The organism is Streptomyces sp. NBC_01485, from assembly GCF_036227125.1.
GTDB lineage: Bacteria > Actinomycetota > Actinomycetes > Streptomycetales > Streptomycetaceae > Streptomyces.
The window spans coordinates 4,703,578-4,726,185 of record NZ_CP109435.1 but is presented as its reverse complement, the minus strand read 5'-3'; the positions used below and the strand labels follow the sequence as shown (position 1 = coordinate 4,726,185).

General features: G+C 70.8%; 15 protein-coding genes and 2 pseudogenes. 7 read left to right on the top strand and 10 right to left on the bottom strand.

Annotated elements, in window-relative coordinates:
* Positions 1-50 precede the first annotated feature (50 nt).
* The 3 genes from OG352_RS21550 to OG352_RS21540 all read right to left on the bottom strand — a co-directional run bounded on the left by OG352_RS21550 (position 51) and on the right by OG352_RS21540 (position 4,307).
* Positions 51-926 carry a hypothetical protein gene (locus OG352_RS21550; protein ID WP_329219015.1) on the bottom strand — a complete coding sequence of 292 codons (876 nt, stop codon included), beginning with the start codon at positions 924-926 and terminating at the stop codon, positions 51-53.
* 192 nt (positions 927-1,118) lie between these two features.
* Positions 1,119-2,210, bottom strand: coding sequence for a metallophosphoesterase (locus OG352_RS21545; RefSeq protein ID WP_329219014.1), 1,092 nt, complete (start codon positions 2,208-2,210; stop codon positions 1,119-1,121).
* 984 nt (positions 2,211-3,194) lie between these two features.
* Positions 3,195-4,307 carry a LacI family DNA-binding transcriptional regulator gene (locus OG352_RS21540; protein ID WP_329219012.1) on the bottom strand — a complete coding sequence of 371 codons (1,113 nt, stop codon included), beginning with the start codon at positions 4,305-4,307 and terminating at the stop codon, positions 3,195-3,197.
* Between the two features lie 459 nt (positions 4,308-4,766).
* Between OG352_RS21540 and hisC the strand changes: the two genes are divergently transcribed.
* From hisC to OG352_RS21515, 5 genes and pseudogenes are all read left to right on the top strand, one after another.
* Entirely contained in the window at positions 4,767-5,846 is a 1,080-nt protein-coding gene (hisC, locus tag OG352_RS21535; protein ID WP_329219010.1) for a histidinol-phosphate transaminase, read from the top strand.
* Positions 5,847-6,119: 273 nt separating this feature from the next.
* Positions 6,120-7,628, top strand: coding sequence for a cytochrome ubiquinol oxidase subunit I (locus OG352_RS21530; protein WP_329219009.1), 1,509 nt, complete (start codon positions 6,120-6,122; stop codon positions 7,626-7,628).
* A 20-nt stretch (positions 7,629-7,648) separates the two neighbouring features.
* The gene (gene cydB / locus OG352_RS21525) at positions 7,649-8,653 is read left to right on the top strand and encodes a cytochrome d ubiquinol oxidase subunit II (RefSeq protein WP_329219008.1); all 1,005 of its coding nucleotides are present in this window, start codon (positions 7,649-7,651) and stop codon (positions 8,651-8,653) included.
* 93 nt (positions 8,654-8,746) lie between these two features.
* Complete coding sequence (gene cydD / locus OG352_RS21520) at positions 8,747-12,235, top strand: thiol reductant ABC exporter subunit CydD (protein ID WP_329219007.1); 3,489 nt, start codon at positions 8,747-8,749, stop codon at positions 12,233-12,235.
* Positions 12,236-12,239: 4 nt separating this feature from the next.
* Positions 12,240-12,639, top strand: a pseudogene (locus OG352_RS21515) (M23 family metallopeptidase); the annotation flags it as partial.
* Positions 12,640-12,672: 33 nt separating this feature from the next.
* On the opposite strand, the gene OG352_RS21510 reads toward OG352_RS21515, so the two are convergent.
* The 4 genes from OG352_RS21510 to OG352_RS21495 all read right to left on the bottom strand — a co-directional run bounded on the left by OG352_RS21510 (position 12,673) and on the right by OG352_RS21495 (position 18,705).
* The gene (locus tag OG352_RS21510) at positions 12,673-13,560 is read right to left on the bottom strand and encodes an HAD hydrolase family protein (protein WP_329219006.1); all 888 of its coding nucleotides are present in this window, start codon (positions 13,558-13,560) and stop codon (positions 12,673-12,675) included.
* A 71-nt stretch (positions 13,561-13,631) separates the two neighbouring features.
* On the bottom strand, positions 13,632-14,525 hold the full coding sequence (locus tag OG352_RS21505) for an LLM class flavin-dependent oxidoreductase (RefSeq protein ID WP_329219005.1): 894 nt from the start codon (positions 14,523-14,525) through the stop codon (positions 13,632-13,634).
* Positions 14,526-14,575: 50 nt separating this feature from the next.
* On the bottom strand, positions 14,576-15,829 hold the full coding sequence (locus OG352_RS21500) for an SWIM zinc finger family protein (RefSeq protein WP_329219004.1): 1,254 nt from the start codon (positions 15,827-15,829) through the stop codon (positions 14,576-14,578).
* Complete coding sequence (locus OG352_RS21495) at positions 15,826-18,705, bottom strand: DEAD/DEAH box helicase (RefSeq protein ID WP_329219003.1); 2,880 nt, start codon at positions 18,703-18,705, stop codon at positions 15,826-15,828. Before OG352_RS21495 ends, OG352_RS21500 begins: the two co-directional genes overlap by 4 nt.
* A 218-nt stretch (positions 18,706-18,923) precedes the next feature.
* Here OG352_RS21495 and OG352_RS21490 point away from each other — a divergent pair, with 218 nt between their 5' ends.
* Both OG352_RS21490 and OG352_RS21485 read left to right on the top strand, forming a co-directional pair.
* Positions 18,924-19,172 carry a type II toxin-antitoxin system CcdA family antitoxin gene (locus tag OG352_RS21490; protein WP_329219002.1) on the top strand — a complete coding sequence of 83 codons (249 nt, stop codon included), beginning with the start codon at positions 18,924-18,926 and terminating at the stop codon, positions 19,170-19,172.
* Entirely contained in the window at positions 19,169-19,570 is a 402-nt protein-coding gene (locus OG352_RS21485) for a DNA-binding protein (RefSeq protein ID WP_329219001.1), read from the top strand. The genes OG352_RS21490 and OG352_RS21485 overlap by 4 nt, the downstream gene beginning before the upstream one ends.
* Before the next feature lie 50 nt (positions 19,571-19,620).
* On the opposite strand, the pseudogene OG352_RS21480 reads toward OG352_RS21485, so the two are convergent.
* From OG352_RS21480 to OG352_RS21470, 3 genes and pseudogenes are all read right to left on the bottom strand, one after another.
* Positions 19,621-19,866: pseudogene (locus OG352_RS21480) on the bottom strand (LLM class flavin-dependent oxidoreductase); the annotation flags it as partial.
* A 126-nt stretch (positions 19,867-19,992) separates the two neighbouring features.
* Entirely contained in the window at positions 19,993-20,565 is a 573-nt protein-coding gene (locus tag OG352_RS21475) for an RNA 2'-phosphotransferase (RefSeq protein WP_329219000.1), read from the bottom strand.
* A 162-nt stretch (positions 20,566-20,727) separates the two neighbouring features.
* Positions 20,728-22,494, bottom strand: a complete 1,767-nt coding sequence (locus tag OG352_RS21470) for an SDR family oxidoreductase (RefSeq protein ID WP_329218999.1) — start codon at positions 22,492-22,494, stop codon at positions 20,728-20,730.
* Positions 22,495-22,608: the final 114 nt, after the last annotated feature.

Genomic DNA, 22,608 nt, shown 5'->3' with positions numbered 1-22,608 from the left:
CGCTCCTCTCGGTTGGTCGGTCGGGGTCGGCGGGGGCGCAAGCCGAGTGCCTACTCCGGACGGTGTTCCGGGCCGCCGAAGTCCGGGCTGGTGTAGTCCGGGCTGCTGAAGCTCGGGCGTGGGCCTGTCGAACGGCCGTCGTCGGGGCTGCTGAAGCCCGGGCGGTCGTAGCCGATCTTCGGGAGGCGGCCGGTGGGGGCCGGTGGGGCCGGGTCGGTGTGCAGGGCGGTCGCCGTGGCGGGGTTGGCGAGCGCCTCCCGGAGGAACGGCAGGATGCCGCGTTCCAGAAGTGCCTCCCGCCAGGCTTCCCTGGCTCGGGCGACCTCCTCGCTCTGTTCGCCGTGTGGTTCGTCCTCCAGGGAGGGACGGTTGCGCAGGGCGGTGAGCAGCAGGGCGACGGTGGCGACGAGGATCGCGGCCGCGGCCACGGCCCCGAACGCCCAGCCGGCGGTGAGCATGGTCCGGGCGAACGCCTGCCCGGGGTCGAGCACCCTGAGGATGTAGCCGACGAGCAGGAAGATCACCGCGGCGGTCCCGGCGAGAACGGGGGTGAGGACGGCGGCGACGGCACCCGCCCCGGCGGCCTCGGCGGCCTGGGCAGCCTCCCCCACGGTGGTGGCGAGTCCCATCGCGGCCGCGCCCGGCTCGGCGGGGCCGGTCTCGGATGTGGACGACGGGTTGGACGGCGCCGGGTGGCGCAGTTCCTCTCGGACCTTCACGTAGTGCTGGTACTCGGACGCGGCGGCCACCGTGATGAGTGCGGAGGCGTTCAGCGCCATGGTGCGCAGTTGTTCGGGGTTGAGCCGCTGTCCGACAGCGGCCAGCTCCGGGTGGCGTGGTGCGGAGCGCAGCGCCTCGTCGAGGATCCGCTCGTACTCCTGGCGGTCCTCGCTGTGCAGGTGCTGCGGAACGCTGTTCATGTGCATCCCCCGATGCTCCGTAGGGCTTGGGGCTCGCATGCCAACGAGCCGTCGGGCAGAAACGGAGGGGAGCCTGCTACGGATAAGCCGATGGTAGAGCGGCGACGGCATGGGGTGACAGGGGGTTTGCTGAAATTGACCCCTGGCCTGCGGTGTCGCCGAGGTGTCCATAGTGGGGTGCGCATGCCCCCGGAACGCTCAGATATTTAGGGGCAGTTGCTGGACCAGCAGTTTTCCGGCCATCGTCACGCCGCCGTCCATCGCGATGGCCAGCCCGTCGGCGTAGACATGTGGTCCTTCGACGTGCGGGCCGCCCTCGTCCTCGCCGTCCTCGGAGCCGACCTCGCCCAGCAGGTAGGGAATCGGGCTGTGGCCGTGAACGATGCGGGTGCCCCCGTACGTATCGAGCAGGGAACGGACGGCGTCGGCTCCCCCCTCGTCCCGGAAGGAGAAGCGCTTGGTGAACTTGCGGAACAGGTCCCACACCTCGTCCGCGTCGTTGCGCGTGATCGTCTCGCGGACGGTGTCGTTGACCGCCTCGATCGAGTCGCCGTAGTCGAGATAGGCGGTGGTGTCGGAGTGGACGAGCAGGTGGCCGTCGACCTCCTCGACGGCGTCGAGGCGGGCCATCCACTGCAGGTGGTGGTCCTGGAGACGGTCCATGTCGTACTTCTGGCCGCCGTTGAGCAGCCAGGCCGCCTGGAAGGTGGCGGTGCCCGCCCCGGAGTTGACGGGGGTGTCGCCGAAGCGCTTGGCGCCGAGCAGCAGCAGTTCGTGGTTGCCCATCAGGGCCTTGCAGTATCCGCCGGCGGCGGCGGCCTCGGCGGACAGCCGCATGACGAGGTCGATGACGCCGATGCCGTCCGGGCCCCGGTCGGTGAAGTCGCCGAGGAACCACAGCCGGGCGGTGCCCGCGCACCAGTTGCCGGCGGCGTCGATCAGGTCCTTCTCCTGCAGTGCGGCCACCAGTTCGTCGAGGTAGCCGTGTACGTCGCCGACGACGAACAGCGGACCCGGGCCGGTCGCGGGCACCGGGGCCGCCTGGACGGCCGCCGGGTCCACGGCCACCTGGAGGGTGTCGCCGCGGCGGTTGATGACGGGCAGGTCGCGCTGGGTGGGCGTGTAGCCGTCCGGATGCTCCAGCGGCTCCTCGACGGGCGGCTCCGCGGCGCTGCCGGGGGGTGTGCCCTGGTCGTACGGACCGGTCTCGTGGACGTACGCGGGCACCCGGAAGTCGCGCAACGTCGCCGTCCGCTCCACCTCGGGTCCCTGACCGGCCCCCTGAGTCATCAGACCCCTCCACCATCGCGCCGCATCTGCACCCTTCGGGCTGCCTGGTCGCAGCGGCCCGCGGTGCCGTGCGCCCATCATAGGAATGCGGATCGTGCCGTGTGATGACCCAGGGGTGGTGAATCGGAGCAAGGCTCCAGTTCGTCGCGGCTTTCGCCCCGATTGGGCAGGGCTTCGGCAGCGCACACTCACCCGGCACACACTGTGCCCACACCCTCATGTCACGCCCATGGGTGGCTCCGCCGGTTTGTGTGGGGGACTGGTTCGGGTTCGGCTGGAGGGGACGGGGGAGTGTGGTGATTCGCGTAGGGGGCTTTGCTTCGGGTGGTGCGGTTGAGGGTGGGGTGTTTCGCCGGAGTCGTGGACGGGCGGCCTGATGTGGGGCTCTCCCCCGGCTGTGGCCGCCGCCCGCCAGCCCGTGAGCGAGGTTCGGGCCTGGGCTGGGCCGTCCGAGGTCTCTGCTCCGTGCGCTGCTTCGAGGCGATCGGACGTCCCGGGGCCCGGCGGGGAGAGCTGCCCTACGGCGTTCCGTACCGCCGGGTCGAGGGAACACGGGTGTCTCCCAGGTGGCATCCCGGAAGCCAGCGGCACCCGAGATGCGTCCGGTGGCGTCGGAAACGCCCGTAAGGGCCTCTCGCCAACCTGCGTTGACGCGAACGGGCTCGTGCCGAGCCGCACGGTGAACCCGCCACAGGCTTCCCCGTCTGACACCTGGCGTCCCGCGCGCTGCCGGACTCGTGGATTCCACCCGCCGGTTTTGCTTGGCGGCGCCTGATCAGGCGCGATGCCAAGGGGCCGTCTCAGCCCTGTACCCCTGCCCGCCGCTCCCGGCCAGAGACCCCGCCGCCTTGCACCCCGCCCCCTCAGCGCACTCAGCCCCCGACAACCGCCCCCCAAACCCAACGCCCCCAAACCTCAGCCGCCCTCTCCCACCCCCACAAGCGTGGGGCAGGGAGAGGGCGGCAGGGTTCCTGGCTGGATGGGTTACTTCTCTTCCGGGGCTCGGGGTGGGCTGACCGTCGTTCGTGGTGGGCGGCGTTGGGACGACGTCCGCACGATCAGTTCGGTCGGTATCACCTGCTCGACCGGTCGGTCCGTCTCCACGCCCTCGATCGCGTCGATGAGGAGCTGGACCACCGCCGTCCCGATGCGGCGCGGCTTCAGCGAGAGCGTGGTGACGGGCGGCTCGGTGTTGGCGTACACCATGGACTCGCTGCAACAGACGATCAGCAGGTCCTCCGGGACGCGCAGCCCGTAGCGGCGGGCGGCGGCGAGAAGGTCGGTGCCGTTGGGGTCGAACAGGCCGTAGACGGCGTCGGGGCGGTCGGGACGGGCCAGCAGCCGGTCGGCGGCGATGGCGCCCGCGCACGGGTCGTGCGCGGGATAGGCCTCGTAGACCGGGTCCTGGCCGACCCGCTCGCACCACCGCAGGTACGCGCTGGTCGACAGATGCGTGTACGTGTCCGTCGTGGTGCCCGTGAGCAGGCCGATGCGGCGGGCGCCGGCGTCGGCCAGGTGGTCGAGGATGTCGAGGACGGCGGCCTCGTGGTCGTTGTCCACCCACGCGGTGACCGGGAGCGGGCCGGCCGGGCGGCCGTCGGAGACGACCGGTAACCCCTGCCGGACCAGCTCGCTGACCATCGGATCGTCGTCGGCGGGGTCGATGACGACCGTGCCGTCCAGGGCGACGTTCGACCACACGTCGTGGCGCGAGGTCGCGGGGAGGATGACGAGCGCGTAACCGCGGGCGAGCGCGGCCGACGTAGCGGCACGCGCCATCTCCGCGAAATACGCGAACTCGGTGAAGGTGAAAGGTTCATCCCCGTACGTGGTCACGGTCAGGCCGATGAGCCCTGACTTGCCCGTACGGAGGGTTCGGGCCGCCGCGGAGGGGCGGTAGCCCAGTCGGTCGGCGACCTCGCGGACATGGCGTCGGGTGGCGTCCGGGAGCCTGCCCTTGCCGTTGAGGGCGTCGGAGACGGTCGTGATGGAGACTCCGGCGGCGGCGGCCACGTCCCTGATGCCCGCCCGGCCCGGCCGGCTGCCTCGGCGTGAGGTTTCCGCGCGGCTCACCTGGTGCTTCCCTGCTGCTGTCATGGCGAGCCGATAGTAGGGCTCATTCGGTGGGGTAGGGCGGACGCATATGCACGCGTTGACAGGCACGTTTCTGCAAGGTCGCATAGAGGTAAGTACATTAGAAACAAAGGTAGTTGACTGCTCCCATGCCAAGATGTGGCGTGTCGGCACGGATGAGCCTGCCAAGGCGCCGATGTCTCGAAGAGGTCTCAACTCACCTGTACGAGGGATGCGCGCCACGGCGTGAGCCACCGGCGCATAGATATATGCACAGCGCGCCCCCTGGTGAGTACGCCTTCGTGCGCCTTCGTCCTCAGAAGTCGCGGAGGTCCCTCCGACGGGTTCCGGAGGTCCCCTCCGACGAGTTGCCCGGGTCCCTCCGTTTCGTACGGAGGTCTCTCCCTCACCTGTACGCACCCGCGCCGAATCCTCATAAGGTGAGCAGTATTGAAGCCGGTGGTGGTCATGAGGAGGACTGCGGTGAGCGAGACGAGCCCCAAGCTGCGCGCCGAGCTGGAGGGGATCCCCACCTACAAGCCGGGCAGGCCGGCCGCGTCCGGTGGTCCCGTGGCCTACAAGCTGTCCTCCAACGAGAACCCCTATCCGCCGCTGCCGGGCGTGATGGAGAGCGTGACGGCCGCGGCCGCCTCCTTCAACCGCTACCCGGACCTGGCCTGCACGGGGCTGGTGAACGAGCTCTCCGAGCGCTTCGGGGTCCCTGCCTCGCACGTGGCCACGGGCACCGGTTCGGTCGGCGTGGCCCAGCAGCTCGTCCAGGCGACCGCGGGCCCCGGCGACGAGGTGATCTACGCCTGGCGGTCCTTCGAGGCGTACCCGATCATCACGCGGATCAGCGGCGCGCGGCCCGTGCAGGTGCCGCTGACGCCGGGGGACGTGCACGACCTGGACGCGATGGCCGACGCGATCACCGACCGGACCCGGTTGATCTTCGTCTGCAACCCCAACAACCCCACGGGCACCGTCGTGAAGCGGGCCGAGCTGGAACGGTTCCTCGACCGGGTGCCGCGTGACGTGCTGGTGGTGCTCGACGAGGCCTACCGGGAGTTCATCCGCGACCCCGAGGTGCCGGACGGCGTGGAGCTGTACCGGAATCGGCCCAACGTGTGTGTGCTGCGGACCTTCTCCAAGGCGTACGGCCTCGCCGGTCTGCGCGTCGGCTTCGCGATCGCCCACGAGCCGGTGGCGGAGGCGCTGCGCAAGACGGCGGTGCCGTTCGGCGTGAGCCAGCTTGCGCAGGATGCCGCGGTCGCCTCGCTGCGCGCCGAGGACGCCCTGCTCGGCCGGGTCGGCTCCCTGGTGTGCGAGCGCCTGCGCGTGGTCGAGGGGCTGCGCGGGCAGGGCTGGACGGTGCCCGAGACGCAGGCCAACTTCGTGTGGCTGCGGCTGGGCGAGCGCACGGTGGCCTTCGCGGCGGCGTGTGAGCAGGCCGGCGTCGTGGTGCGGCCGTTCCCGGGCGAGGGTGTGCGGGTGACGATCGGTGAGAACGAGGCGAACGACATCTTCCTGAAGGTGGCGGAAGGGTTCCGTAAGGAGTTGTAGGAGTTGTAGGAGTTGTAGGAGTTGTAGGAGCTGTAGGGGCTACAGAGGCTGCCGGGGTTCCAAAGCCGCAGTGCCTGTCTTTCGACTGGTCGGCGGCTGCTGGCTGGGGCTGCGACTGGGGCCGACGGCTTGCGGGCGGTGGCGTTCAGGGGGGTTTCCGCGGGTAAGCGGGACCCCCCTTCGCTTGTCGAAAATCGGTGCGTCATACTAGCTTGTGAATGTGAACGCTTTCACAAGCGTGATTCACAAGCCTGTGAGGTAAGGAGTGACGACGTGGACCTGGCTTTGGCGCCGGAGACACTGGCGCGCTGGCAGTTCGGCATCACCACCGTCTACCACTTCCTCTTCGTCCCCCTGACGATCTCCCTCGCGGCCCTCACCGCCGGGCTGCAGACCGCCTGGGTGCGCACGGAGAACGAGAAGTACCTCAGGGCGACGAAGTTCTGGGGCAAGCTCTTCCTGATCAACATCGCGATGGGTGTCGTCACCGGCATCGTGCAGGAGTTCCAGTTCGGCATGAACTGGTCCGACTACTCGCGCTTCGTCGGCGACGTCTTCGGTGCCCCGCTCGCCTTCGAGGCCCTGATCGCCTTCTTCTTCGAGTCCACCTTCATCGGTCTGTGGATCTTCGGCTGGGACAAGCTGCCGAAGAAGATCCACCTGGCCTGCATCTGGATGGTCTCGATCGGGACGATCCTGTCGGCGTACTTCATCCTCGCGGCCAACTCGTGGATGCAGCACCCGGTCGGCTACCGGATCAACAAGGCGAAAGGGCGGGCCGAGCTCACCGACATCTGGGCCGTGCTGACCCAGAACACCACGCTCAGCCAGGTCTTCCACACCATGTCCGCGGCCTTCCTCACCGGCGGCGCCTTCATGGTCGGTATCGCCGCCTTCCACCTGTACCGCAAGAAGCACATCCCGGTGATGAAGACCTCACTGCGGCTGGGCCTGGTCACCGTGGTCATCGCCGGCCTGCTCACCGCCGTCAGCGGTGACGTCCTCGGCAAGGTCATGTTCAAGCAGCAGCCGATGAAGATGGCCGCCGCCGAGGCGCTGTGGGACGGCGAGGCGCCCGCGCCCTTCTCGGTCTTCGCCTACGGCGACGTCGACAGGGGGCACAACAAGGTCGCCATCGAGATCCCGGGCCTGCTGTCCTTCCTCGCGAACGACGACTTCGACTCGTACGTCCCGGGCATCAACGACGTGAACAAGGCCGAGCAGGAGAAGTTCGGGCCCGGTGACTACCGGCCCAACATCCCCGTCGCGTACTGGGGTTTCCGCTGGATGATCGGCTTCGGCATGTCGTCCTTCACCATCGGCCTGGCCGGACTCTGGCTCACCCGCAAGAAGTTCCTGCTGGCCCGGCATCTGAGGGTCGGCGAGGACGAGGTGCCGCATGTGGTGCTCTTCAGGAACAAGGCGCTCAACCCCAAACTCACCCGGCTCTACTGGCTGGTGGCGATCTGGACCCTGGGCTTCCCGCTGATCGCCAACTCCTGGGGCTGGATCTTCACCGAGATGGGCCGCCAGCCCTGGGTCGTCTACGGCGTTCTGCAGACCCGCGACGCGGTCTCGCCCGGGGTCTCCCAGGGCGAGATCCTCACCTCGATGATCGTCTTCACCGCGCTGTACGCGGTCCTCGCCGTCGTCGAGGTCAAGCTGCTGGCGAAGTACGTGAAGGCCGGCCCGCCCGAGCTCACCGAAGCCGACCTCAACCCGCCCACGAAGATCGGCGGCGACTCCCGTGACGCCGACAAGCCGATGGCCTTCTCCTACTAGGCCGAGGGAGCTGCACAGTCATGGAACTGCACGACGTCTGGTTCGTCCTGATCGCCGTCCTGTGGACCGGCTACTTCTTCCTGGAGGGCTTCGACTTCGGGGTCGGCATCCTCACCAAGCTGCTGGCCCGCGACCGGCCCGAGCGGCGGGTGCTCATCAACACCATCGGGCCCGTCTGGGACGGCAACGAGGTGTGGCTGCTCACCGCGGGCGGCGCGACCTTCGCCGCCTTCCCCGAGTGGTACGCCACGTTCTTCTCCGGGTTCTACCTGCCTCTGCTGCTCATCCTGGTCTGCCTGATCGTCCGGGGCGTCGCCTTCGAGTACCGGGCGAAGCGGCCCGAGGAGAACTGGCAGCGCAACTGGGAGACCGCGATCTTCTGGACCTCGCTCCTCCCCGCGTTCCTGTGGGGCGTCGCCTTCGGCAACATCGTGGGAGGCGTCAAGATCGACCGGGACTTCGAGTACGTGGGCAACACCTGGGACCTCCTTCACCCGTACGCACTGCTCGGCGGTCTGGTGACCCTGACGCTGTTCACCTTCCACGGCGCGGTGTTCACGGCCCTCAAGACCGTCGGCGAGATCCGGGAGCGGGCGCGGAAGCTGGCGCTGAAGGTGGGGCTCGTGACCGCCGTTCTGGCGCTGGCCTTCCTGTCCTGGACGCAGGTCGACAGCGGTGACGCCAAGAGCCTGGTCGCGCTGGTCGTGGCGGTCGCCGCCCTGGTCGCGGCGCTCGTGGCGAACCAGGCGGGGCGTGAGGGCTGGTCGTTCGCCTTCTCCGGCGTCACCATCGTGGCCGCCGTGGCGATGCTCTTCCTCACGCTCTTTCCGAACGTCATGCCCTCCACGCTCAACGCGGACTGGAGCCTCACGGTGACCAACGCCTCGTCGAGCCCGTACACCCTGAAGATCATGACCTGGTGTGCGGGGATCGCCGCACCGATCGTGGTGCTCTACCAGAGCTGGACGTACTGGGTGTTCCGCAAGCGGATCGGTACGCAGCACATCGCCGAGGCTGCGCACTGAGTCCGAGGTGGGGCATGTTTCACGTGAAACATGCCCCTTGAGGAGAGAGCCTGTTTCACGTGAAACAGGCTCTTCGAGAAGAGGGTGTTTCACGTGAAACCGATCGACCCGCGTCTGCTCCGGTACGCCCGAGCCACCCGCTTCTTCCTGGTGGCGGTCGTCGGTCTGGGTGCCGTCGGAGCGGCGCTGGTCATCGCGCAGGCGATGCTGATCGCCGAGGTGGTGGTCGGCGCTTTCCAGCACGGCATGGCGGTCGCCGAACTACGCACTCCCCTGCTGCTGTTGGTGGCCGTCGCGATCGGCCGGAGCCTTGTCTCCTGGCTCACCGAGCTCGCCGCCCACCGCGCGAGCGCCGCTGTGAAGTCGGAGCTGCGCGGGCGGTTGCTGGAGCGGGCCGCCATGCTGGGACCCGGCTGGCTCAGCGGGCAACGCACCGGTTCGCTGGTCGCTCTCGCCACGCGGGGGGTGGACGCCCTCGACGACTACTTTTCGCGCTATCTGCCGCAGTTGGGGCTGGCGGTGGTCGTGCCGGTCGCGGTGCTGGCGCGGATCGTGACCGAGGACTGGGTGTCCGCCGCGATCATCGTCGGCACCCTGCCGCTGATCCCGGTCTTCATGGTGCTGATCGGCTGGGCGACGCAGTCGCGGATGGACCGTCAGTGGCGGCTGCTGTCCCGGCTGTCCGGGCACTTCCTGGACGTCGTCGCGGGGCTGCCCACGTTGAAGGTGTTCGGGCGGGCCAAGGCGCAGGCCGAGTCGATCCGGAGCATCACCGGTGAGTACCGGCAGGCGACCATGCGGACGCTGCGGATCGCGTTCATCTCGTCGTTCGCGCTGGAGCTGCTGTCGACGCTCTCGGTGGCCCTGGTCGCCGTGACGATCGGCATGCGGCTCGTGCACGGCGAGATGGACCTGTACATCGGCCTGGTGATCCTCGTGCTCGCGCCCGAGGCGTATCTCCCGCTGCGGCAGGTCGGGGCGCAGTACCACGCGGCCGCCGAGGGGCTGGCGGCCGCCGAGGAGATCTTCGAGGTACTGGAGACGCCGGCACCCGTGTCGGGCACGGTCGCGGTGACCGAGGGCGGGGTGGCCTTCGAGGGCGTGACCGTCCGCTACCCCGGCCGCTCCGCCGACGCCGTCTCGGACGTGTCCCTCACCGTCGACCCCGGTGAGACGGTCGCGCTCGTCGGACCGAGCGGCACGGGCAAGTCCACCCTGCTGAACGCGCTGCTGGGGTTCGTGCGGCCGGCCGAGGGCCGGGTGCTGGCCGGGGGAGTCGACCTCGCGGGGGCCGATCTGGAGCAGTGGCGGTCGCGGATCGCGTGGGTGCCGCAGCGCCCGCATCTCTACGCCGGGACGATCGCCGAGAACGTACGGCTGGCGCGTCCCGACGCCGACGACGCGGCCCTGCGCAGGGCGCTGGCGGACGCGGGGGCGCTGGAGTTCGTCGACGCCCTGCCTGCCGGGGCCGGCACGGTGCTCGGCGAGGACGGGACCGGGCTGTCCTCCGGGCAGCGGCAGCGGCTCGCGCTGGCCCGGGCGTTCCTCGCGGACCGGCCCGTGCTGCTGCTGGACGAGCCGACGGCCGCGCTCGACGGGGAGACCGAGGCGGAGGTCGTGGCGGCCGTACGGCGACTGGCGGCCGGGCGGACGGTCCTGCTGGTCGTGCACAGGCCGGCGCTGCTGGCGGTGGCGGACCGCGTAGTGCGGCTCACCGAGACCGACACGCACAGGCCCGCCGAAGCGGCGGTCAAGGGCGCTCCCGCCCCGCTGGAAGAGGCGGCGGTGCTCCCCGTCGTCGGGGAGCCCGAGACGAAGAGCACCGCGACCGGCGGCAGTGTCCTCGCCCGGGTCCGTGCGATGGCCGGTGCCCGGCGTGGCCGGCTCGCGCTCGCACTGCTGCTGGGCGGCCTCGCCCTCGGCAGTGCCGTGGGGCTCATGGCCACCTCCGGATGGCTCATCTCGCGGGCCTCGCAACAGCCGCCGGTGCTCTACCTGATGGTGGCCGTGACGGCGACCCGCGCCTTCGGCATCGGGCGGGCGGTGTTCCGGTACGCGGAGCGGGTCGTGTCGCACGACGCCGTGCTGCGGATGCTGGCCGACACCCGGGTCGCCGTCTACCGGCGGCTGGAGCGGCTGGCACCCGCGGGCCTGCGCTCGACCCGGCGGGGTGACCTGCTGACGCGGCTGGTCGCCGACGTGGACGCGTTGCAGGACTACTGGCTGCGCTGGCTGCTGCCCGCCGGTGCCGCCGTCGCCGTCTCGGCCGGGTCCGTCGCCTTCACTGCGTGGCTGCTGCCCGAGGCCGGGGCCGTGCTCGCCGCGGGCCTGCTGACCGCCGGGGTGGGCGTCCCGCTGGTCACCGGTGCCGTGGCGCGCCGGGCCGAGCGCCGGCTCGCCCCGGCCCGAGGGGTGCTGGCCACCCGCACGGCCGACCTGCTCACCGGCACCGCCGAACTGACCGTCGCGGGCGCGTTGCCCGCCCGTACCGGCGACGTGCGGGCGGCCGACTCCGTGCTCACCCGGATCGCCTCGCGTGCCGCGACCGCCACCGCGCTGGGCGACGGACTGACCGCGCTCGTCTCCGGGCTGACCGTCGCGGCCGCCGCCCTCGTGGGCGCCCAGGCGGTCGCCGACGGGCGGCTGGGCGGCGTGACCATGGCGGTGGTCGTGCTGACCCCGCTGGCCGCCTTCGAAGCCGTCCTGGGGCTGCCACTGGCCGTGCGGTACCGCCAGCGGGTGCGCAGGAGCGCGGAGCGGGTGTACGAGGTGCTGGACTCCCCCGAGCCGGTGCGTGAGCCGGAGCGGCCCCGCCAGGCGCCCGCGTCGCCGTTCCCGCTCGTCGTCAAGGGCCTGGCCGCCCGGCACGCCGGGCAGGACCGGGACGCGCTCGCGGGAGTCGACCTCACCCTGACGCGGGGACGCCGGATCGCCGTCGTGGGACCCTCCGGGTCCGGCAAGACCACGCTCGCGCAGGTGCTGCTGCGGTTCCTGGACGCCGACGCGGGCTCGTACACGCTCGGCGGGGTGGACGCCTGCTCCTTGGATGGCGACGACGTACGGCGGCTCGTGGGGCTGTGCGCGCAGGACGCGCACCTCTTCGACAGCTCGGTCCGGGAGAACCTGCTGCTCGCGAAAAAGGGGGCGAGCGAGGCGGAGCTGCGGGACGTGCTGGCGCGAGCCCGGCTGCTGGAGTGGACCGACGGTCTGCCCGACGGGCTCGACACGCTCGTCGGCGAGCACGGGGCCCGGCTGTCCGGCGGGCAGCGGCAGCGGCTCGCGCTGGCCAGGGCCCTGCTGGCCGACTTCCCCGTCCTGGTGCTCGACGAGCCCGCCGAGCACCAGGACCTGCCGACCGCCGACGCGCTCACCGAAGACCTGCTGACCGCCACCGAGGGCCGTACGACCCTGCTCATCACGCACCGGCTGGCCGGTCTCGAAGCGGTCGACGAGGTGGTCGTCCTGGACGAGGGCCGGGTGGTGCAGCGCGGTCCGTACGAGGCACTGACCGCCCTGGAGGGGCCGTTGCGCAGGATGGCCGAGCGGGAGGAGGCCGCGGAGCTGCTGGCAACGGCATGGTGACGGGGTTGCGCCGGTCGAGACGTACCGCCTGTCCGCGGGCTTCGGCAGCGGCGGTGCGCGCTGAGCGAACCGGCACACCGGTCAGGACTTCGCGGTGCCGATCGGCACCCCGGTGCGGGCAGTCGGGGCGGGCCGTGTGGTGCGGGTGGCGTGCGGGGGCGCGTTCGGGATCGAGATCGTGGTGCCGCACGCCGACGGCTACTTCACGCAGTACGCCCATCTCGCCGCCGTCACCGTCGACCAGGGCGACAGCGTGGGCCCCGGGCAGTGGATCCGGACAGTCGGGCACGTCCGGCAACTCGACCGGCCCGCATCTGCCCTTCGAGGTGCGGGTGACGCCCGAGCCGGGCTCGGCGGTGGACCCGGTGCCGTGGCTGGCGGCACGAGGGGTGCCCGTCGGATAGGGCCGGACCACTCCTGGGGAGAGTGTCCCGGGATCACACCCGTTCGGAGATCAGTCGCTCGATGACGACGGCGACCCCGTCCTCGTTGTTGGCGACCGTCTGTCCGGAGGCCGCCTTGAGCACGTCCGGGTGCGCGTTGCCCATCGCGTAGGACCGGCCGGCCCAGGTGAGCATCTCGACGTCGTTCGGCATGTCCCCGAACGCGACGACCTCCTCGTGCGAGATGCCGCGTTCCGCGCAGCACAGGGCGAGCGTGCTGGCCTTGGAGACGCCGGGGCCGCTGATCTCCAGCAGGGCGCTGGGGCTGGAGCGGGTGACGTCGGCGCGGTCGCCGATGGCCAGGCGGGCGAGGGTGAGGAAGGCGTCGGGGTCGATCGTGGGGTGGAAGGCGAGGATCTTCAGCACCGGCTCGCCAGCCCCGGGCGCGTCCGGCGCGAGCAGTTGCTCGGCCGGCGCGAGAGAGTCGGGGATCTCCATGTGCATCTTCGGATACTCCGGCTCCTGGTAGAAGCCGTACGTCTGCTCGATGGCGTACATGGTCCCGGGTGCCGCGTCGCGCAGCAGCCGTACGGAGTCCAGCGCGTTCTCCCGTGCCAGCTCGCGCACTTTCACGAACCGGTGGGCGCCGGGGCCGCCGTGCAGGTCGACCACGGCGGCGCCGTTGCCGCAGATCGCCAGGCCGTGCCCGTGGACGTGGTCGCTGACGACGTCCATCCAGCGGGCCGGGCGGCCGGTGACGAAGAAGACCTCGATGCCCGCCTCCTCGGCGGCGGCGAGGGCGGCGACCGTGCGCGGGGACACCGACTTGTCGTCGCGCAGCAGAGTGCCGTCGAGATCGGTGGCGATCAGCCGGGGCGGGAGGGCGGCGGCCGGGGTCTCGGGCTGTCGAGTCGCTGAGGTCACCGGGCCATTCTCGCGCATATGCCCGCACGATCGTGCGAGAGCCCGCACACATGAGGCACGGGCGGGGCACGGATGACCTGATGGCGAGGTCAGCGCAGCTGCGCCGCGGCCCCCATGGCGATCTGCTCGAAGATCTTCTCGTCAGCGGCGAAGTCGGAGTCCGGGATGGGCCAGTGGACCACGATCTCCGTGAAGCCGAGCTCCTGGTGCCGTCCGGCGAAATCGACGAAGGCGTCCAGGGACTCCAGCGGGCGGCCGCGGTCCGGGGTGAACCCGGTGAGCAGGATCTTGTCCAGCTCCTGCACGTCCCGCCCGCGCTCGGCACAGGCGTCGGCCAGCTTCTCGGCCTGGCCGCGAATGGCTTGAACCGACTGCTCGGGGGTGCCGTTCTCGTACAGCTTGGGGTCGCCCGTCGTCACCCACGCCTGCCCGTACCGCGCCGCGAGCCGCAGCCCGCGCGGTCCGGTCGCGGCGACCGCGAAGGGCAGCCGGGGGCGCTGGACGCAGCCGGGGATGTTGCGTGCCTCGTGCGCCGAGTAGTGGTCGCCCTCGTAGGACACGGAGTCCTCGGTGAGCAGCCGGTCCAGCAGCGGCACGAACTCGGCGAGCCGGTCGGCGCGCTCGCGCGGGGTCCACGGTTCCTGGCCGAGGGCGGTGGCGTCGAAACCGGTGCCGCCCGCGCCGATCCCCAGGATCACCCGGCCGCGGGAGATGTCGTCCAGGGAGATCAGCTCCTTGGCGAGGGTGACCGGGTGCCGGAAGTTCGGCGAGGTTACGAGAGTACCCAACCGCATACTCTGTGTAGCCGTAGCTGCTGCGGTCAACGTGGGTACCGCCCCGAACCACGGGCCGTCCCGGAAGGTGCGCCAGGAGAGGTGGTCGTAGGTGTAGGCGGTGTGAAAGCCGAGGTCTTCGGCGCGCTGCCAGACCTTCTGTCCCTCGCCCCACCTGTGGATGGGAAGGATTACGGTGCTCAGTCGCATGCCTACGACCCTATGCTCCGGTGACTGCGAGCAATGCTGAGGGATTTGTACTACGTCCCGGTGCGCTGCCAGATCGCGGTGAGCGCGGTAACGGGGTCGGTGTCGGCCGGCGCCGACGGCCACCATTCGCCGTCGTTCTCCTGGAGGTAGGGGTACCAGCGGGCGTCGGGTCCCAGGCGCAGCTGGATGCTGTGGTCGGGGAGGGTGAGGCGGTTGCGCCAGGCCCTGAGGCGGACGGGGGTGTCGGTCATCTCTGCGAGGGCCGTGGTCAGGGCGGTACGGGCTGCTGTCATCGCCGACGGTTCCGGGCTGTGGGGCTGTTCGGCGACGGTGATGCCGGTGGGGCCGCCGTGGCGCCAGGCGCGGGTGAGACGGGCGAAGGCGGTGGGGTTGGCGCCGGTGTTCTGGACCAGGTGGTGGAACCACTCGGGGCCGGGGCTGCTCGCGGCGATGCGTACGGCGTCCTGGTGCTGGGTCAGGTGCAGGGTGGTGGTGTCGCCTGACAGCAGCCGTGCCGCGCGTGCTGAGACATCGGTCATCAGACGCTCCAGGTCCGCGCTGGCGAGACCGCTGCCGACCGGCGGGGGGACCGGCAGTGCGGCGGCGTGGTCGGACGGTTCGGGCAGGTCGGGCAGGCCGGGCCACCCCGGATCGTGTTCGGCCATGGCGGTCCACGCGGCGTAGGCGCCGGCCGCGTGGATACCGGCTGGAGCGGGCGGGGCGTCGACGGTCCGGCCCGCAGTGCGGCGTGCGCGCAGCTCCGTGAGGACGTCGTCCCGTCCGCGGCCTCGCAGCGCGAACAGCACGAACGGGTCGTTGTCGATGGTGGCGGCGATGGCGTAGCAGAGCGCGGCGGCGTGTTTGCAGGGGTGGCCCCAGTCGGGGCAGGAGCACTCGGGGTCGAGCTCGGTGGGTTGCGGGAGGAGGGGGACGTCGGCGTGGCGGGCGTCGTCGATGAGCTCTGCGGGCATCTCACCGTCGAGGAGTGCGGCGAGATGCCCGGCTCGGGCCGCGATGGTGTCGAGGAGGGTGTCCCACTGGGCGTTGGTGAGGACAGGCAGGTGGACGGCGGAGCGGTACGGGCGCGGACGGCTGCCCTGGACGGCGGCCTTGACCTGGCCCGGGGCGATGGTGACCGCGCCGACCATGCCCTGGCGGGCGTAGGTGCGTCCGCGGGACAGACGCCCCGAATCCAGGGTGGAGCCCTCCAGGGCAGTCACCCACGCCTGACCCCACCACGTCGCCGCGAAGGCCCGCCTGCCGCGGCCGGGTGCACGGCGGGGTCCGGGGACGGACGGGCTCATGACTGCCTCCCCAGGGCGACGAGTTCGGCGAGGTCGGCGTCGGACAGTTCGGTCAGAGTGGCCTCGCCTGAGCCGACGACGGCGTCGGCGAGCGCCCGCTTGGATTCCAGTAGCTTCGCCACCCTGTCCTCCACGGTGCCCTCGGCGATGAGCTTGTGGACCTGGACGGGCTTGTCCTGGCCGATGCGGTAGGCGCGGTCGGTGGCCTGGTCCTCGACAGCGGGGTTCCACCAGCGGTCGTAGTGCACGACATGGGTGGCGCGGGTGAGGTTGAGGCCGGTGCCGGCCGCCTTCAACGACAACAGGAATACCGGCACTTCGCCTCGCTGGAAGCGTTCCACCATCTCCTCGCGTGCGGTGACGGGCGTGCCGCCGTGCAGGAAGAGGGTGGGGATGCCTCGTTCCGCGAGATGTTTCTCCAGGAGGGTGGCCATCTGCTTGTACTGGGTGAAGACCAGTACCGACTCGCCCTCGGCGGTGATGGTGTCGACGAGTTCGTCGAGGAGGTCGAGTTTGCCCGAGCGGCCGTGCAGGGGTGTGGACTGGCGCAAGTACTGGGCGGGGTGGTTGCAGATCTGCTTCAGCGCGGTGAGGAGCTTGAGGATCAGTCCCCGGCGGGCGATGCCGTCGGCTTCGGCGATCTTCGCCATGGTCTCGCGGACCACTGCCTCGTACAGGCTCGCCTGCTCGGTGGTCAGCGGGACGACGCGGTCGGTCTCGGTTTTGGCGGGCAGTTCGGGCGCGATGCCCGGGTCGGACTTCCTGCGGCGCAGCAGGAAGGGGCGGACGAGACGGGACAGCCGTTCGGCGGCCCGCGGGTCCTCGCCCGACTCGATCGCGCGGGCGTGGCGGTCGCGGAAGGCGGCGAGGGGGCCGAGGAGTCCGGGGGTGGTCCAGTCGAGGAGAGCCCACAGTTCGGAGAGGTTGTTCTCCACGGGGGTACCGGTGAGGGCGACGCGGGCGCGGGCGGGGAGGGCGCGCAGTTCGCGGGCGGTGACGGCGTAGGGGTTCTTGACGTGCTGTGCCTCGTCGGCGGCGATCAGTGACCAGGCGTTCTCGGCGAGGGCATCGCGATCGCGGCGCAGCACTCCGTAGGTGACCAGGACGATCTCGTCCACGGCCAGGTCCTTCAGGTGGCGGTCGCCGCCGTGGTAGCGGCGCACGGGGGTGGCCGGCGCGAACCTGGCGGCCTCGCGCTGCCAGTTGCCGAGCAGGGAGGTGGGGCAGACGACGAGGGTGGGGCCCGCGGTGGAGGGGTCGGTCTGGCGATGCAGGTGCAGGGAGAGCAGGGTGATGGTCTTGCCCAGGCCCATGTCGTCGGCGAGACAGCCGCCGAGACCGAGCTCGCACATCTCGGCCAGCCAGGCCAGGCCCCGCTTCTGGTAGTCGCGCAGTGTGGCCTTCAGAGCGGCGGGCTGGCCGGTGGGCGTGCGGGATTCGGGGTCGCGGATACGGGCGACGAGGTCGCCGAGCGCCCCGACCGCAGCGCAGGTGATCGTCTCCCCGTCCCGCTCCACCTCGCCGGTCAGCGCGGCGCCCAGGGCCTCCATGGGAGTGAGCGGTTCCATTCGGCGGCGTCTGGCGCGGGCCACCAGCTTCGGGTCGGCGACCACCCATTGGTCGCGCAGTCTGACGAGGGGGCGGCGTGCCTCGGCGAGGGCGTCCATCTCGGCCTCGGTGAGCGGCTCACCGCCGAGCGAGAGCTGCCAGCGAAAGTCGAGGAGGGCGTCGGCGTCGAGCAGACCACCGGCACTGGAGCCGGGCGCGGTGCGCTGCCCGATCTCGGCAGTCGCGCTGAGCGCTTTGACCAGCTCGCGAGGCCAGTGCACGTCGATACCGGCGGCGCGCAGCGTGTCGGTGGCGTCGCCCAGCAGGTCGAAGGCTTCGTCGTCGGTCAGCCGCAGCTGGTCCGGAGCGGCGTCCTTCAGCAGCCGGTCGAGCGGAGGCCAGGCGCGGGCGCCGCGGCGCAGTGCGAGCAGCGTCTCGGTCTCGGCGCGAGGGCCGAGGAGGCGCTCGGTCTCGGACGGCTCGTTCCACAGCCGTGCGGCCTCTACGACGAGCGCCGGATCCGCCGCGGTGTGCAACTGCAGAACGGCCCGGAACTGCCGACGCCGACCCTCGGGTACGTCGACCCGCAGCGAGACGCCGACGTCGGCGGTGAACGCGGCGGCGGTCTCCTCGGCCCACTCCCGCAGCGCGGGCACGGCACGCGTCTCGCGCCAGGCGTACGGCAGCGCTCCCATGGCGAGCGGAGCGGCCGGAGTACGGACCATGTCGTCGGCGACCGCGTCACAGAACTGGCGTACCAGCGCGACCGGTTCCGCGATGCGCAGTGGAGCCGGTCCGGGCTCGGGCAGGCAGTGGGCGTGGGGTGGGAAGGCGGCGCCGAGGGCGTCCAGCGTCTGCCGCTGTACGGCGGTGAGGGGACCCGCCTGCCACGTGTCGTAGCCGGCGTCGGTGAGGGTCGGATGGAGACGGCCGTCGGCGAGGAGCCGCAGTGCGAAGCGGGAGGCGGCCTGCCAGGCCGCGGCGGACGGATGCGCCGGCCGGGCGTCGGCCAGGGCGGCGACAGCGACGGCGGCGGGCAGCGCGTAGCCCTCGACTCTGCGGCGTCGGACCGACCGGCCGTGCGGCAGCACCAGTTCCACCGACTCGGATTCGATGCCCTCGGGCGCTGTGCCGTCTGCAGTCGCTGCCCCGGTGGGCTTCCAGAGCAGCAGCCGTCCGAGGCGGGCGGGTTCGCCGGGCAGGAACACCGCCGCCCAGCCGCCGTCGAGCAGGGCGACCGCGAAGGCGGTTGCCTCCGGTGTGGCGAGCGGTGGCGTGATCCTCGTGCTGGTGCGTGGTTCTCGTACGACGACCCGTGCCACGCTCATTCGCCCCATCGTGTTCCAGGCGGCCCTCACCGCGTCCCGCTCACCAGGCAGGCCCATCATGGAGGGTCGGCGCCGCCTTCCTCAAACCCGGATGCCGGCGGCTGTTCCCTTTCGGCAAGCATGGCCCCGGTGTCGTTGGCAGTGTGTATGGTGCGCCCGCGTGCGGACGTGTGCCGAGCGATACGGCCATGGGGCGCATATCGCAGTATGCTCGGGTCATGGCGGACACGACACGAATCACGGTGACGCTGCCGAGCGAGCAGGTCGCCGAGCTGAGGAAGCTCACCGACAACGTCTCCGGCTATGTCGCCGAGGCGGTGGCGCGTCAGCTGCGGCACCAACTGCTCGGTGCCGACCTGCAGCGTCACCAGGAGGAGTACGGGGCCTTCACCGAGGAGGAGTTGGCGGAGGCGCGCTCCAGGATCTTCGGGACGACGGATACGGGCGGTTCGGCGAGCGCGGCGTGAACGAGCACGTCGAGACGGTCGTCCTGGACTCCCAGGGGCTTTCTGCCTGGATCGCCCAGGACCGCAAGATCCTCGCGATGTTCCAGATGTTCCATGCCGTGGGTGCCGATTTCGTCATCGGAGCCAACACCATCGTGGAAGTCAGCCACGGGCGGGTGAACATGCCTCGGCTGCGGTGGGCGCTCTCCCGCGTCAAGGTCGAGCTGGTGACCGAGGACGCGGCGAAGGCGTCCGCGGAACTGCTCAAAGCCGCGGGTCTGCACGGCCACAAGTACGCGATTGACGCGACCGTGGCCGAGGTGGCTCTGCGTCAGCCGGGCCCAGTGGTCATGCTGACCTCCGATGTCGACGACATGGCCCGGTTGTGTGGCGACCGTGTCCGGCTCATCGGCATCTGAGGGGACAGCTGCGATAGCTGACCGATGGAAATCCTCGCAGGTCACGCCGCGATAGGTGAGAAAGCCTTGACCGAGGTCACCAGCGTGCCCAGCCGCAGGCGTTCGGTGGCGGTCGCGGCGGCGGTCAGCGTCGGAATCGCGCCGAACCACGGGCCGTCGCGGAAACTGCGCCAGGACAGGTGGTCGTAGGTGTACGCCGTGTGGAAGCCGAGCTGCTCGGCCCGTGTCCACGCGGAACGGCCGCCCTCGTTCCAGCGGAGGCACGGAAGGACCACGGTGCTCAGGCGCAGACTCATGTCATCGAGCGTATGCGGCGGACCGTGTTTCACGTGAAACAGTCACCGTGCGCGGCGGGGCAGCCACGGGCTGAGCGCGATGTGGACCACGTACGGCAGCGAGCCGTACCTGTGATCGGCCAGGGATCAGTGGTGCTCGGGAAACCGCAGGTACCGCGGCGGTACGGCCTTCGTCAGCCACACCCCGTTCGCGCTGACGTGGAAGACGTGGCCGTCGCGGTGCATGGCCCCCGCGTCGACGGAGAGGACCACGGGACGGCCTCGGCGGGCGCCGACCCGGGTCGCGGTCTCCCGGTCGGAAGAGAGATGCACGTCGTGCCGGTTCATGGGTTGCAGCCCCTCGGCCCGGATCGCATCCAGTGAGCGGGCCACGGTCCCGTGGTAGAGGTACGCCGGCGGGGTCGCCGGGGGCAGTCCGAGGTCGACCTCGACGCTGTGGCCCTGGCTGGCGCGGATTCGGGTGCCGTCGATCGCGAAGCGCTTCTTGTCGTTGGCGGCGACGACGTGGTCCAACTCGTCCCGGGTGAAGTGGAAGTGGTGCGCGGCGCACGCGGCGATGAGCTCGTCGATCTCCACCCAGCCTGCCTCGTCAAGGGTGAGGCCGATGCGCTCGGGCTGGTGCCGCAGATGCTTCGAGAGGTACTTCGACACCTTCACGGTGCGTCTCTCGTCGCTGTTCTCTCTGTCCTTTTCGTTCATCCGCTCAGCATGACGGGAGAGACGTGGATCACGCATTTATTTTGTGCCGGAGGTTTGATCCACAACCAACTGTAGTTATCCACAGGCTAATTGGAGATTCTGTGGACAACTACCCGCCGTTTCAGGAGCTTTCACCAAGATCACGTGACGGGCCATGGCGGCTCACAGAGATGGTCCCACCCGCGCCAGCGCCCTCAACGCCCTTGGCAGGAACCGCGACAGGGCATACGAGGCCTTCGCCTCCGGAGTGACCTGAACCACCGCCTTGTTGAGCGCGACCGCCCGCAGGATCGCGTCCGCCACCTTCTCCGGCGGGTAGTTGCGCAGCCCGTACGCGCGCGTGGCGCGCTTCTGACGGCGTCGCTCCTCCTCCGCGTCCACTCCCACGAAGGTCGCCGTCGCGGTGATGCCGGTGTTCACCAGGCCGGGGCAGACCGCCGTGACGCCGATGCCCTGGCCGGCCAGTTCGGCGCGCAGGCACTCGCTCAGCATCAGGACCGCCGCCTTGGAGGTGCTGTAGGCGGGCAGCACCTTGGAGGGTTGATAGGCGGCCGCCGAGGCGGTGTTGACGATGTGGCCGCCCTGCCCGCGCTCGGCCATCCGCCGGCCGAAGAGACGGCACCCGTGGATCACGCCCCACAGGTTGACGTCCAGGACCCTGCGCCAGTCCTCGGGCGTCGTGTCGAAGAAGGAGCCCGACAGACCGATGCCCGCGTTGTTCACCAGCACGTCCACCACGCCGTGGTCCGCGTGCACCTTCGCCGCGAGCTTCTCCATCGCCTGCTCGTCGGAGACGTCCACCGCCTCCGCCCACGCTTCGGGCGCGCCGATCAGACGGGACATCTCGGCGGTCCGGCCCGCGCCCTCCGCGTTCCTGTCGACGGCGATCACGCGCGCGCCCGCCTTGGCGAACGCCACCGCCGTGGCCCGCCCGATACCGCTGCCCGCCCCGGTGACCAGCACGAGCTGCCCGCCGAAGCGTTCGGCGTGCCGGCCGGTGGCCCGCCGCTCCGGCCGTCCGTCCTCGACCGACGTGACGAACTCCGTGATCCAGGAGGCGAGCTGGTCGGGGCGGGTGCGCGGGACCCAGTGCCGGGCCGGCAGCGTGCGCCGGGTCAACCGCGGAACCCACTGCTCCAGCTCGTCGTACAGCCGCTCCGACAGGAACCTGTCCCCCAGGGGCGTGATGAGCTGCACGGGCGCGTGGGCGTGCGCGTCCGCGCGCGGGCGGCGCAGCCGGGTCCGTACGTTGTCCCGGTACAGCCAGGCGCCGTTGGCCGCGTCCGACGGCAGCGACGCCGTCGGATAGCCGGTGCCGGGCAGCTTCTCGATCCGCCGCAGCAGCCCGGGCCACGCCTTGCCGAGGGGCCCGCGCCAGGCGAGTTCGGGCAGGGCGGGGGTGTGCAGCACGTACACGTACCAGGACTTGGCGCCCTGGCCGAGGAGCTGGCCGACCCGCCGCGGAGTGGGCCTGGTCAGACGCTTGCCGATCCAGTGGCCCAGGTGGTCCAGGGACGGTCCCGACATCGACGTGAAGGACGCGATCCTGCCCTCGGTGCGCGGCACGGTCACGAACTCCCAGGACTGCACCGAGCCCCAGTCGTGCCCCACCAGGTGCACCGGCCGGTCCGGGCTGACCGCGTCCACGACCGCCAGGAAGTCGTCCGTCAGCTTCTCCAGGGTGAACCCGCCCCGCAGCGGCTTCGGCGCGCTGGAGCGGCCGTGGCCCCGGACGTCGTACAGCACCACGTGGAAACGGCCGGCCAGACGGGCGGCGAGCTCGGACCACACCTCCTTGCTGTCCGGGTAGCCGTGCACCAGGACGACCGTCGGCCGCCCGGGGTCCCCCAGCTCGGCCACGCACAGCTCGATCCCGCCCGTGCGCACCCAGCGCTCACGCGCGCCTTCCAACGTCGCTGCCGTCGCCATGCAGCCGAATCTGACACTCGTTAGATAAATCGTCAATAGGGCGGGGCGGGAAGCCCTGAGAACCCTTGAGGACCCCGGAGAGCCAGCCCCCGTAGCTCTCAGGCAGGGGGAACC